Below are 13278 nucleotides of genomic sequence, written 5' to 3'. Positions count from 1 at the left end.
CGCCTACTTTGAAATCTCGTCGAGCATGCGGCCGCCCGTTTCCATCGCGAAGGCGCCGACCACAATCGACCCGAGCACCGAGACGATGGCGAAATAGCCAAACACCGCTTCAACGCTCAGATACGTCAGCAGTCCGCCGATCATGACCGGACCGACCACCGACGAAAGCCGTGTGATGGCGGACGCAGCGCCGGCGCCGCTGGCGCGGATTCGGGTCGGATACACTTCGGGCGCATAGACATAAACTCCGCACTGGACGATCGCAATCATGGCAACGCTGATCGACGCCAGGACCAATACCTGTTCGGCGGGTACGCGCGCACCGCTGAAGGCGAGATAGAGCATCGGGACCGCCGCGCCGAGAAAGGCGATGGCGAAAGTCTTTCTGCGGCCGAGATAGTCGATCACGAATACGCCGATCACCGTGCCGATGAACGTCGCGATCATGCTCACCATTCCATAGCGCAATGCGACATTGAGCGGCAAGTGATAAACCGTCCGGTACAGCGACGGCAGCCAGACCAGAATGCCGTACGTCGTCAGACTCGCGCAGCAGGCCATCACCCACACCACCAACGTGCGCGCCGCAAAACCAGCCTTGAATAGCGCGCGAAACGACTCCTTCTTTCCGTCGGGTTGGGTTTCGACAATTTGCAAAGCGGGCAGGCGTGCATAGTCGGAAGCGGGCATGGATTGTTCGATGCGTTCGACGATCTGATTTGCTTCGGCAGCGCGTCCGTTGATCGCAAGCCAGCGCGGCGATTCAGGCGCGGTGCGCGGCAGGATCGCCGCGAGCACGATGGGCAGCGCGCCGACCACGAACATCGCCTGCCATCCATAGGTGGGAATCAGCCACATCGCGGCAATCGCGGCAATCAGATTGCCGATCGCAAACGTCGATTGAAGAATGAAAATCAACCGGCCGCGTGTTTTCGCGGGGCACAGTTCGTTCATGTAAGTGGCCGAGACGGGCGACTCGCCACCGAGCCCAATGCCCTGGAAGAACCGCAACGCGATAAATACCGCATAGCTGGGCGCATACGCCGATGCGAGACTGCCCAGCGCCAGAATCACGAGAATCCAGCGCAGCACGCGCAAGCGCCCAAAGCGTTCGGCGGCGGCGCTGAAAAACAGCGCGCCGATGGTCTGGCCGACATAGCCGCCCGAGACCAGCCAACCCGCGTCCGCGGGCGTCAAATGCCACAGGCCGATCAGCACCGGCATGACGAAAGCGATCGTCAACGCGTCGAACGCATCGGTCATGTGGACGAAGCCGATGACTCCCAGCACCCGTGTATGCCAGCGTGTGAGCGGCAAACGTTCGATTCTCGCCGAGATGGTCGCCGCGTCATGCAGACCGCTTGCGCGCGTGACGACGTCAGCGTCGTTCTGTTTCATTGTGCTTGAGATTTCCATCATGTCCTCGAAAGGGATACTGCGGGGAAGAACGCGGCTTTAGATGAAATTCAGGCCAGGTCGAGAGTCAGCGATTCGCTCTTCGCGCGGGAGACGCAGATCATCATTACCTTGCCGGCGGCTCGCTCGGATTGCGTCAGTACGGAATCGTGGTGGTCCGGGCAACCACTCAGCACGCGGGTTTCGCATGCGCCGCACAGTCCTTCGCGGCAGCTGTATTCGACATCGACGCCGGCTTCTAGCAACACGTCCAGCAGCGCTTTGCCCGCCGGTACGACGAGCTCTCTGCCGCTGCGCGCGAGCGTCACCGAGTAGCCCGGCTGCTGCGTATCGGCGACAGGAAGGCTCGCGGCAAAGCGCTCGATATGCACGTTGCGAATGCCGGCAACGGCGCAGCCAGCTTCGAACGCGCTCAGCATCGCGCCCGGTCCGCAACAGTAGGCGTGAACGCCAGCCGGTTGTTGCGCGAGGAATGCGGCGAGATCGAATGGGCGTCCGTCGTGTTCGTCGTCGAAATGCAGAATCACGTCGCCGCGCAGCGCCGCCAGTTCGTCGAGAAACGCCGCTTGCGCACGAGTGCGCGCGCAATACACGAGACACGCGTTCTTGCGCGTCTGACGCAAACGGCGGTACATGCACAGCATCGGCGTGATGCCGATGCCGCCCGCAACCAGCACGGTCCCACTTGCCTGCTCATCGAGCGCGAAGTTGTTGCGCGGCTTGCCGATCTGGATCGTCGTGCCGCAACGCAATTGCTCATGCACGTAGCGCGAACCGCCGCGACTCTTTGCATCGTCCAGCACGCCGATTACATAGCGAGCGCTTTCGTCCGGCGAGTTGACGAGCGAATAGCTGCGCGTGATGCCGTTCGGCAAATGCAGATCGATATGCGCACCCGGTGTGAAAGGCGGAAACACGGTGCCTTCCACCGGTACGAGTTCGATACTCAGAACCCGCGCGGCTTCATGGCGGATCGTGCGAACCCGTGCACTGAGGCTCGCGCCAGGGCGCGCCGCGCCGCCGGCAACTGATTGTTCGTCCATGTGTTCATACTCTCGATAGATGACTGCGCCGCGCAATCAGGACGTCTCGGTTTCGCGCTCGTCTTTCTGACGCGCACCGTGCACCGAGAAAAAGCGCGCGCGATTGACCTTCTGTCCGATCGCCGCCTCATACGCTTCCCGAACTTCTTCGGGTTGTCCGTACTGTCCGATGAAATCGCGCAGATAGGCGCCGAGCAGCGGATGCGCGGCGAGCGCTTCGCGCGTCATGCCGTTCAGCATTTCGTCGCGGCACGCCGACGGCAAATAGACGTTGTGATTCGCGGCGCTGTCGGTAATCAAACCCTTCGGCGTCTTGCCCTCGGCCACCGCTTCGAGTTCCTCGAAGAAGCGCCGGCGCAACATCACAATGCCGCGATCGCTCGCGCCCAGCGTCTCTTTGGTGCGGTCGGTGATCGCGCCCTGGCCGACCCATGCGGCGAAGTCCTGGTTTGCCACGTGGCTCGTGATCCACTCGCCGTTTTCGTCGCGCACTGGCCCATACCACGAAGGAATGTGTTGCTGAACATAGGGCTCCTGTTCCTTCGGCACCTTGTTGAATACCCACAGCAGGCTCAACGTGTTTTCATCGTCGATAGGCACGCGCCATTCGAAATGGTGTCCAAGGTAAAAGCCGTTCGGCCACAGAGTCACGCGGCCCGTGGTCCACATCGGGTTCTCCTCGTTTTCGTGCGCGCGCAGACGTTTGTAGATGAAGCCGTAATCGAACTCTTCGTACAGCGTGCGCAAGTGCGTCGGCACGTGTTCGGACTGGCTGTCCTGTTGCCGCTCGGTCCAGTTGTTGTGCGTCCATTCGAAGTGGATCGGATCGATCGAATTCTCCTGGCACTGAAACCAGTTGCACGGAACTTCCGCCATCACGACCTGCGCGAAGCCATTCGTGTAGTTGAACGGCTCCCAGTCCGGCAATTCCGGCGCGGGCGCGGGGCCCATGTAGGCCCAGATCATGCCGGCCTTCGCGCGCACTTCGTACGCGGTGATCTTTGTCTTCTGACGCAGCCGCGCGTCGACGTCCACGATCTCTTCATACGGCTGGTGCGTGCATTGGCCGCTCGCATCGAATTCCCAGCCGTGATACGCGCAGCGCAAGCCGCATTGCTCGACGAAACCGAACGCGAGATCGGCGTTGCGATGCGGGCAACGGCGCTGCACGAGGCCGAACGTGCCGCTCAGGTCCTTGAAGAGCACGAGGTCCTCGCCGAACAACCGGATCGGTCGCACCGATTTCTGATCGAACTCGCTGACGCCCGCGACCGGGTGCCAGTAGCGGCGCAAGTAGTCGCCCATCGGCGTGCCCGGACCCACCTGGGTGAGTAGATTGTTTTTTTCCTGACTCAACATGTCCTGTGTCCTCGAACGTTGGAAACGCGGCTTGGCGCATGAGCCATGCACTGCCGGCGATGTGTGAATTCTTCGCGACGGGCCCGGCGTTGCACAACCTCTCCAAAATCCAAAAAGGTTGCCGTTCGTCTCGCGTGCCTATCCGCTTGCCTGACGCCGAGGGGCGGGTTTTTCCTGGTCTTTCCCGCTTGCTGTCAAAAACAATTCGCCTCAGAATGACTGTTCATTTACGTTCTATATGTTCAATATTGAACATATAGAACGTCATAACGTGAGGATGGACATGCTGAAGATCGGGATCATCGGTGGCGGAATTGGCGGGCTGGCCGCAGCAATCGCATTGCGCAAGGCGGGGCATCAGGTCACCGTGTTTGAACAGGCGGAGCGCTTCGGGCGCGTCGGCGCGGACATCAACCTGACGCCCAACGCGGTGCGCGCGCTCGACGGACTCGGCGTCGGCGCGCAGTTGCGCGAGACGGCGGCGCGTCCGAGCGCGCGGATCAGCCGGATGTGGGACACCGGCGAGGAAACCTCGCGGCTGGCCATGTCGGACGAGGCAGAACGCAAATACGGCGCGCCGCAACTGACCATGCATCGCGCGGACGTGATGGCGGCGCTCGAGCAGGCGCTATTGCCCGGCGAACTTCACCTCGGCAAGCGCACGGAGACGTTCGGCGAAACCGGGAACAGTGCGACGGTCAGGCTCGCGGACGGCTCGACCCACGCATTCGACCTGCTGATCGGTGCGGACGGCATCCATTCGGGTGTGCGCAAGTTCCTGTTCGGCGACGAACGCCCGCAGTTCACCGGCATCGTGTCGTACCGCGCGGTCGTGCCGGCCGACCGGCTCTCGGGTGGCGATCTTGGCGCGTTCGTCAAATGGTGGGGGCCGACCGACGATCTGCAGATTGTCACATTCCCGCTGAACCGTGGCCGCGACGTGTTCATCTTCGCGACCACGTCGCAGGCCGACTGGACCCACGAATCGTGGACCACGCCCGGCGACCCGGACGCGTTGCGCGAGGCGTATGCGGCGTTTCATCCGGAAGCCCGCGCGTTGCTCGCCGCGTGTGACACCGTGCTCGCGTCGGCGTTGTATATTCGCGATCCGCTGCCGAAATGGACCGGTCAACGTATGGCGCTGCTCGGCGACGCCTGCCATCCGATGATGCCGTTCATGGCGCAAGGCGCGGGCATGGCTATCGAAGATGCCGTAGTGCTCTCGCGCGCATTGAAGGACATCGGCCCGGATGGCCTCGGCGCGGCGCTGGCGCGCTATGCCGAGGCGCGTCAGTCGCGCACGGCGCAAATCCAGATCGGGTCGCGCGGCAATAATTGGCTCAAGGCCGGCGGCAACGCCGACTGGGTGTACGGCTACGATGCGTGGACCGTACCGCTGACGGAACAGGCTCGCGAACTGGCGTAGCCGCTCACCACTGAACATGCCTCGATGACAGAGACACCCGACACCCCAAAGCCCGCCGACAATTCCGCTTCGCCGGTGGAACGCGCGTTCCGTTTGCTGCGGTTCATCGCCGAAGGTGGTTCGACCGCCAATCTGAGCGACGTGGCGCGACAGATCAACGTGAACCGCGTGACGGTGATGCGCCTGCTCGAGTCGCTCAAGGCCGCAGAGCTGATCGAGGCGAACCCGCAGGGTGGATCACATCGTCTCGGCATGCCGTTTCTGACGCTCGCGGCGAGCGCGCTCGGCGGCTCTGACCTGACGGCGCGAGCGCGCCAGATACTGCCCGGACTGGTGGAGAAAACCGGCCTGTCAGCGTATCTCGCGGTGCTCGAAGGACCCCGGATCGTCTATCTGCTGTGCGAGACGCCGGACATGCCACTCGTGAGCCGGATTCGCGTGGGTAGCCGGATTCCCGCACATCGCGCGACGCCTGGGCTCGCGATGCTCGCCGGCCTCGCGCCGGCGGCGCTCGAAGCGCTCTACGCGAGCTATCCCGAAGACGAGGACCGGCCCGACTGGGACACACTGGCCGCAGCGCTCGACACCGTGCGCGCGAACGGCTGCGCCTGGAGTTTCTCCGGCCTCGAAGCGGGCATCGATTCGTGCGCGGCGGCGGTCAGGGACAGCCGGGGCATCGTGGTCGCGGCATTGAGCGTCGCGGGCCCGAACAGCGCTTTTTCCGCGGATGAGACGCTGCGCGCCACCGCCGAAGCCAGCGTGAAAGCCGCCGCAGACGCGCTCTCCCGTTCGAGTCTGTAGCCCTTGTTCCGTATGCGGATCAGGCTCCGCCATGGAGCCGTTGCTTAATTTCAAAACGAGACGATCGGATACTTTTTCGGGAGCCACGGTCCTTGGCGTGCTTTTTTGCGTCGCCAAGAATCCCCCCATCTGCTCGCCGGTTCGTGTCGAACCGCCGGCGGCCGATGCGCGATGTGCGGCCATAAGAACACACAGCTGTTCGAGTCGCGCATTTTCGGGGAGGCCGGTTGTCGTGACCGACTCCAAACCCACAATGATAAGCATTGCTGCATAAAAGGCTTGGTGAAAAATGAAGGTGACACGATCGGTTCTCTCCGCGACATGGCTCGCAGCAGTGACAGCATTCGCCAGCGGCGGCGTACAGGCGCAAAGCAGCGTGACGCTGTACGGCATTGTCGACACAGGCGTCCAGTACTACAACAAAGCAGCGAGCGGCGGTTCTGTCATCGGCATGCCTTCGCTGACGGGTGAAGTGCCGTCGCGCTTCGGACTGCGCGGCACCGAGGATCTCGGCGGGGGCTACAAGACGTTCTTCGTGCTCGAAAATGGCTTTGCGCTAAATGGCGGCGCGCTCAACTACGGCGGACGCCTGTTCGGGCGTCAGGCGAACGTCGGCGTCAGTTCTCCGTACGGCGCGTTGACGCTCGGCCGGCAGATGAACATGTCGATGTACGTGCTGTTGAACGCGGACGTGATCGGCCCGTCGATCCATTCCATGGCGAGCTTCGACAGCTATTTGCCGAACGCGCGCAGCGACAATGCAGCGGGTTACCTGGGCAAGTTCAACGGCTTTACCGTGGGTGGAACTTATAGCACCGGGCGTGACGCGGCGGGCCCCGCCGGTCCGTCCGCGACCAACTGCGCCGGCAATGTGGCGGGCGACCCGGTCGCATGTCGGCAATACACCATGATGCTCGCGTACGACGCGCCGCAATTCGGCGCTGCCGCTTCATATGATGTGATGCGCGGCGGCACGGGCGCGTCCGCGCCACTATCGAGCGCGGCGTACACCGATACGCGCACGATTGTGGATGCGTACGCGAAGTTCGGTTCCGCAAAAGTGGGCGGCGGCTGGATTCGCCGCAATACGTCGGCGGCTGCGCACAGCCAGTCCGATATTTATTTTCTCGGCGCTTCGTACTATGCGACACCGGCGTTATCATTTGATGCCCAGGCGCTGCGTTATTTGCTGCGCGAGACATCGGACTCCACGTTATTCGTTGGGCGCGTGAATTACCTGCTGTCGAAGCGCACCACGGTGTACACGTCGGTCGGCTACGTGACGAATAGCTCGCGCGGCGCGGCTGCCGTCGCCGCGGGCGGGTCGGTCGGCGCGGGGCAAAACCAGCTCGGCGTGATGGCCGGCATCCAGCAGCGTTTCTGAGCGCGCGGCGCTTCGCGAGGACCTAACCGCTGGATCTACCGCGCAGTCGGCATCACGGTGCGATCCACGGAGTATCACTATGGCAACAGATCTGCTGAGCGACATTCTTGCTGACCTGCGTGCGGACGCGGTCGTCACCGGGCGGTTCACGTTGAGTGCGCCGTGGGCGATCCGCAAACCCGCCGTGTCTGGCGCCGCATTTCGCATGTGCACCGGCAGTCCGTTTTATCTGATGGTCGAAGGCGAGCCACCGGTATACGTGAAACCGGGGGATTTCGTGTTGCTGCCGCATGGCAACGAACACATCATGGCATCGGCGCCCGACGAACCGCCGGTCCCGTTCGATTCGCTGATGGCCGACAAGGGCATTTATCCACGCTTCGATACGCCGCTCGAATTCACCGCGGGCGGCGGCGGCGCGACCAGCGAGCTCTATACGGGCATCGTGGTCTATCGCGACATCATTCGCAGTCCGCTTTTCTCAGTGTTGCAGACGTTGATCCACGTGCGCGCAGACGATCCGGCCGTGGCGCCCTGGCTCGCCAGCACACTGCAAAGCTTCATTCAGGAATCGATGGCCTGCCAACCCGGCTGGGCGATCGCGGCCTCGAGGCTTTCGGACGTGCTGTTCGTTCAGTTGCTGCGCGCGCATCTGCAGTCGACCGCGAATCATTCCGGCTGGCTGCGCGGTCTAGCCGATCCTCAGATCGGACGCGCGGTGGCGCTGATTCATCGGGAGCCGTGTCGGGAATGGAGTGTCGCGGGGCTCGCGGCGGCGGCGGGCATGTCGCGCTCGCGCTTCAGCGCGCGTTTTATGGACGTGGTCGGCGACACGCCAATCGGCCATCTGACCGCCTATCGGATGTATCTCGCGAGCGGTGAATTGAAGCGAGGCAAACGCACGCTGATCGAGATTGCGGAAACGGTTGGCTATACCTCCGAGAAAGCGTTTGCGCGAGCATTTCATCGGTGGTCAGGGATGGCTCCGAGGCGTTACGCCCGCAGTGCGCACGCACTGAACGACATGGCCAGGCAAAGTTGAGTCTCTTGCGCGTGACATGCGCTGGGAAGCGACCAACTTGAAGCAATCGAGTCATCGATTACGAGCGTTTCGTTCGGATCGATTGGCGAACAGACATGGACTCATGCAATCAAATTGACTGAAAAAATCCCTGCCCATCGAGCTGATGTATCGCCCCTCAGCTTTCCCCACAACGAAAAAAACGAAAAACGCCAAGTTACTCAGTAACGAGCGGGCCAGCGTGATACTGCTCATCAGTCACCGGCTCCATCCACTCGACGTTTTTGCCATCGAGCATTTCGGTGACCGCAAGATGCGACATTGCCGTTGTCGCGGCAGCGCCATGCCAGTGCCGCTTGCCGCACGAACACGAGACGACGTCTCCAGCGCGAATTTCGGTTCGCGAGCCGCCTTCGCATTGCGTCCAACCTACACCTGAAAGCACGACCAGAGTCTGCCCGAGCGGGTGCGTATGCCAGAAGGTGCGTGCGCCGGGCTCGAATGTGACGATGGCGCCGCCAAGGCGCGCCGGGGCCTCCGCCTGGAAGAGGCTGTCGATACGAACGGCGCCGGTAAACCAGCTTTCAGGGCCTTTGATGGACGGCTTGGCGCCGTTACGGACGATGGTCTGAGCTTCTTGGGTCATGGTTCTGATCCTTTGACGTATTGGGGGCGTGACTGCGATGCACGTGCGGCCATGGAGCGCGATGACAGATAATTTAGTTCTTCAGCCGGCTCCCGACCAGGTGGCAAAATGGGCATACACTCATGCACAGGTGCATAAATGCCTACTCCGGACCTGAATGATCTGGTCGCGCTTCTAACCGTGGCACGCGAGCGGAGTTTTACGCACGCTGCCGCGCAACTAGGTGTATCGCAGTCATCTCTGAGCAGAACGGTGACTTCGCTTGAAACGAAGCTTGGAATGCTCCTGCTCAATCGCACGACTCGCAGTGTTTCCACGACAGAAGCCGGTCAACGCCTTCTCGACTCCGTTGCTCCGAAACTTGAAGAGATCGAAGCGGAGTTGCAGGCGGTCGCTGAACTTCGAGAACGACCGGTAGGGACGGTGCGGATCTCCGCGACAGACTACGCCGCGAACCAGTACATCTGGCCCAAGCTGCAAGGGTTGTTGCGCGAACATCGAGAGCTGCACATTGAACTGATCAACGACTACGGCCTGTCGGACATTGTCGCGGAGCGTTTTGACATAGGGGTGCGTTTGGGGGATCAGGTTGAGAAGGACATGATCGCTGTACGGATTGCGCCGGATGAAACGCTGGCGATCGTCGCGGCACCGGAATACCTTCGCAAAACGCCACCGCCGAGCGCACCGCATGAACTCACCACCCACAATTGCATCAATTTGAGGTTACCCACGAGGGGCACGCTCATGCCGTGGGAGCTTAGAAAAGGCAGACGCCGGCTGGAGGTGAAAGTGAGCGGCCAGCTCGTTTTCAATAACTCGTACCAGATGCTGGACGCGGCTTTGAAGGGATTCGGAGTCGCTTACCTTCCAAAGGCGCTCGCGGAACCGAGTGTCCAGGCGGGACGACTTTGCTGGATTCTTGAAGACTGGTTTCCTACGTTGACTGGGCATCACGCGTACTATGCGACGCGGCGCCAGTCATCGCTTGCGGTTCGCCTGGTTATCGCGGCTTTGCGCGGCGGTTAGTGGATCGAAGCCTAACTGAATGAGGTGTCGTCATGTCCTGCCCTTGATGGTTTCCTCGTGAGACCGGGAACAGGTCGGCCACCGACCAGCGACACGCGTACTGTCCGGATAGCTCTTTCCCGATCCTGTTCCACGCCGGTCGGCGTGCAATTCCGAGTAACGGTCGTCGCGTGCCTGCCAGTGTGAATGGAGCTCGTCAATCAGGCGTGCTGTAGGCACTGCATCGCCTAGCCACGGTTTAGATCAGCGCTCTGCGTGGAAAAATCGATAACGAATTGGTCGCTCCGGTTGGAGCCGGCTGCCAAAGATGTGTGTGTTGCGATATGCGCGGAACCGCACAGAGCCATTTGGATCAGCGCCATATTCTGTTCGATGCAGCAGACAAACCTCCACCTGAGCTCCACGAGCAGTATTTCTGCAGGTCCTTCACAAGCCCCCGCTCTACGAAAAGTTGGGGAATGGACGCTCACAACGCCGGGTCGACATTGGGGGCCGTGCTGCCCCACGGAAAGCCGCTATACGCAAATCAGGTGCCGCCGATGTGTCTTCGAGCCATCAAATATGCCTTGATTCTTGCCTGCGGGTGCGTGGCGGTCGCCGATGCGCTGGCCGCCGATGCTGCCGGCGTCGTCAAGACGGTGAAGGGCACGGTGAAGATCGAGCGGGCTGAAGGAAGTTCGGGTGCGGCCATCGGCAGCGAGGTTTACGGCAACGATCGCATCGTGACAGGCCCGGAATCCTCGGTCGGTATCACGCTGCGGGACACCACCCAACTCTCGGCCGGCGCCAATACCATCCTCGAACTCAACAAATTCGCGTTCAATACCACGACTCACGAAGGCACGCTCGACGCCTCCGTCAAACGCGGCTCCCTGGCCGTGATTTCCGGGAAGTTGGCGAAGGCGAATCCGGATGCGGTCCGCTTCAGCACGCCAACTACCACGCTGGGCGTGCGCGGGACCGAATTCATCATCGAAGTCGGCGATAAATAAACGGGAGGGGCACGTTGAAGGCTGCAATTCGACCTCACGGGCTGGTCTTTGCCGCGGCATGCGTCATGCCGCTTTTCCTCGCTGCGTGCAGCACGCCGGACAAAATTATTCTATTGCCGGATCCTGATGGCAAAGTCGGAGCGGTCATCGTTCACAGCGCCTCGGCAGAGCAGAAAATAGACAAGGCCTACGCCGGCGTCGACGTCACCAAGGGCGGAGCCATAGAAAAAACGACGGATAGCCAATCCACCGTGGAGACACGATATGGCGAGCTGCTTGCGGCCCGGCCGCCTCGCCCCATGACATTTACGATCTTCTTTCTGTTTGATTCCGCGACTGAATTGGCCCCTGAGTCGGCGGCCACGGTCAAACAGCTAAAAGCCGTTCTGGCGACCTGGCCCGCGCCGCAGCTGGTGGTGGTCGGTCATACCGACCTGGCGGGCTCTCAGGAATTCAATGACCAACTCTCCATGCAGCGGGCGAAGACGGTTGCAGCATTCCTGATCAAGCAAGGCGTTCCCACCCAAAAAATCGAGACCGCTGCCCGCGGCAAGCGAGAGCCGCTGGTGCCCACCGCAGATGGCGTTCCCAATCGCATGAACCGGCGCGCAGTCATTACACTCCAATGATCCGCGCCATTCATCGGCGCTGAATGGCGTTCCCGTCGATGAAACGCTTTTTCGACCTATGGCATGCCCGTATCAGACATCTGCTGAAGGCGGCTCAGGGTCGTCCGGTGGCACTGGCGGTGCTGTTTGGCCTGAGCCTGCTCAACCTGTGCAGCGAATGGCCGAGCGACATAGCGCGTCCCGCTTTCGTGGATACGCTCGACGAGGCGCTTCCCGACTCTTTTAAAACGGCCCGGCAAATTCTATTCGATCAGTATCAACGCCACTTCCCACGCATTCCGACTGCTCAGCCTGTGACCATTGTCGAGATCGACGAGGAGACGCTCGCAACCGTCGGTCAATGGCCCTGGCCGCGAAATCGACTTGCGAGTCTTATCGATGCCATTGCGGCACTGAAACCGCTGGCTATCGGTCTCGACATTTACATGCCGGAGCCGGATCAAACCTCACCCGACAAGGTCGCCGGCAATCTGCCGAAAACGGCTGAAACGCTCGCCGCCGGCTTACGGGCTCTACCCAGTCACGAAGCCATTCTCGCCAGATCGTTGCGCGCGGCGCCGACCATCCTGGGTGCCGCTGCGCTCGATCATGCCGCCTTCGCCACCAGCACTGATATGCGAAGCGCTCCGATCCTCGTGCACGGCACCGACCCACTGGACTACGTGAGACGGTTCGACTATGTGCTCGCCAGCCTGCCGGAGCTGCAGGCGGCGGCGCACGGGCAGGCGATGCTGAGCGTGGCGGTCGAACAAGGCGTCGTCCGGCACATTCCTCTCATCATGGGATTGAGGGAGAAGCTGGTCCCCGGTCTGCCGATTGAAATGCTCCGCCTCGCCACGGGTTCAGCTGCGATCGACGTTTTTGCCGACACATCGGGCGTGCAAGCGGTGGGCGTTGCTGATGCGCTGGTGCCCACACAGCCCGGCGGGGACATCTGGTTGCATTTCGCGTCCATTCGATCGACGCTGAGCCGCTACGTATCGGCACGCGACCTCCTGCAGGGAACAGTCGATCCGGAACGGATCCGGGACAAATTGGTGCTGGTCGGACTGACCGGTGCCGGCGTGACTGACATGCGCACGACCGCGTTGGGCAAGTTGGTGCCGGGTATCGAGATTCAGGCGCAGGTCATCGAGACGATTTTCGAGGGACGTTTTCTGCGCCGCCCCACGTGGTTGAAATGGGCTGAATGCGCGTTGATCATGACGTTCGGTATGCTGATCATCTGGTATGTGCCTCGCCCCCATTCTCGGTTCGCGTTATTCATAAGAACCCTCCCTAAGGGTGTCACCGCTCTGGGTATATGCCTGCATCTGCTGAATCTTCTGTGCTGCTTCTTTATTTTCATGCGCTTCGGACTGTTGGTCGATGCGGCCGCGATTTTTATTATTCTGTCCGCGGTCATGGGCTGCTTCCTTTCACCGGCGTTACTCGGCCTCGACGAACCAGTCAGAACGGAAGTCGTGGACGCGCCGGCGCGGGGGCAAGACAACGGCCGCGCCGGCAAAACGCCATAAACCTGAGGTGGCGGT

12 protein-coding genes are annotated in these 13278 nt (G+C 61.5%); 8 read left to right on the top strand and 4 right to left on the bottom strand.

Annotated elements, in window-relative coordinates:
- Positions 1-3 precede the first annotated feature (3 nt).
- The 3 genes from P0D71_RS27435 to P0D71_RS27425 all read right to left on the bottom strand — a co-directional run bounded on the left by P0D71_RS27435 (position 4) and on the right by P0D71_RS27425 (position 3818).
- Positions 4-1398, bottom strand: a complete 1395-nt coding sequence (locus tag P0D71_RS27435) for an MFS transporter (RefSeq protein WP_408483069.1) — start codon at positions 1396-1398, stop codon at positions 4-6.
- Between the two features lie 68 nt (positions 1399-1466).
- Entirely contained in the window at positions 1467-2459 is a 993-nt protein-coding gene (locus P0D71_RS27430) for a PDR/VanB family oxidoreductase (protein ID WP_408483068.1), read from the bottom strand.
- 36 nt (positions 2460-2495) lie between these two features.
- Positions 2496-3818, bottom strand: a complete 1323-nt coding sequence (locus tag P0D71_RS27425; protein WP_091806544.1) for an aromatic ring-hydroxylating oxygenase subunit alpha — start codon at positions 3816-3818, stop codon at positions 2496-2498.
- Between the two features lie 283 nt (positions 3819-4101).
- On the opposite strand from P0D71_RS27425, the gene P0D71_RS27420 reads away from it, so the two are divergent.
- The 4 genes from P0D71_RS27420 (at position 4102) to P0D71_RS27405 (ending at position 8471) form a co-directional block, all read left to right on the top strand.
- Positions 4102-5244, top strand: coding sequence for an FAD-dependent monooxygenase (locus P0D71_RS27420; protein ID WP_408483067.1), 1143 nt, complete (start codon positions 4102-4104; stop codon positions 5242-5244).
- 24 nt (positions 5245-5268) lie between these two features.
- Entirely contained in the window at positions 5269-6045 is a 777-nt protein-coding gene (locus P0D71_RS27415) for an IclR family transcriptional regulator (RefSeq protein WP_408483066.1), read from the top strand.
- A gap of 289 nt (positions 6046-6334) precedes the next feature.
- On the top strand, positions 6335-7429 hold the full coding sequence (locus P0D71_RS27410; protein WP_408483065.1) for a porin: 1095 nt from the start codon (positions 6335-6337) through the stop codon (positions 7427-7429).
- Between the two features lie 79 nt (positions 7430-7508).
- Positions 7509-8471 (top strand): AraC family transcriptional regulator, encoded by a 963-nt coding sequence (locus P0D71_RS27405; RefSeq protein WP_408483064.1) that lies wholly within the window; start codon positions 7509-7511, stop codon positions 8469-8471.
- A gap of 196 nt (positions 8472-8667) precedes the next feature.
- Here the strand turns inward: P0D71_RS27405 and P0D71_RS27400 are convergent, their stop codons facing one another.
- On the bottom strand, positions 8668-9096 hold the full coding sequence (locus tag P0D71_RS27400; RefSeq protein WP_408483063.1) for a (R)-mandelonitrile lyase: 429 nt from the start codon (positions 9094-9096) through the stop codon (positions 8668-8670).
- Positions 9097-9234: 138 nt separating this feature from the next.
- Here P0D71_RS27400 and P0D71_RS27395 point away from each other — a divergent pair, with 138 nt between their 5' ends.
- The 4 genes from P0D71_RS27395 (at position 9235) to P0D71_RS27380 (ending at position 13263) form a co-directional block, all read left to right on the top strand.
- Positions 9235-10125 carry a LysR family transcriptional regulator gene (locus tag P0D71_RS27395; RefSeq protein ID WP_408483061.1) on the top strand — a complete coding sequence of 297 codons (891 nt, stop codon included), beginning with the start codon at positions 9235-9237 and terminating at the stop codon, positions 10123-10125.
- Positions 10126-10583: 458 nt separating this feature from the next.
- On the top strand, positions 10584-11117 hold the full coding sequence (locus P0D71_RS27390) for a FecR family protein (RefSeq protein WP_408483059.1): 534 nt from the start codon (positions 10584-10586) through the stop codon (positions 11115-11117).
- Between the two features lie 14 nt (positions 11118-11131).
- Complete coding sequence (locus P0D71_RS27385) at positions 11132-11746, top strand: OmpA family protein (protein ID WP_408483057.1); 615 nt, start codon at positions 11132-11134, stop codon at positions 11744-11746.
- A gap of 38 nt (positions 11747-11784) precedes the next feature.
- Complete coding sequence (locus P0D71_RS27380; protein WP_408483055.1) at positions 11785-13263, top strand: CHASE2 domain-containing protein; 1479 nt, start codon at positions 11785-11787, stop codon at positions 13261-13263.
- The last annotated feature ends 15 nt before the right edge of the window (positions 13264-13278 follow it).

Source organism: Paraburkholderia sp. RL17-383-BIF-A (assembly GCF_046028015.1).
Classification (GTDB): domain Bacteria; phylum Pseudomonadota; class Gammaproteobacteria; order Burkholderiales; family Burkholderiaceae; genus Paraburkholderia.
This window is presented reverse-complemented; position numbering and strand designations above follow the sequence as displayed.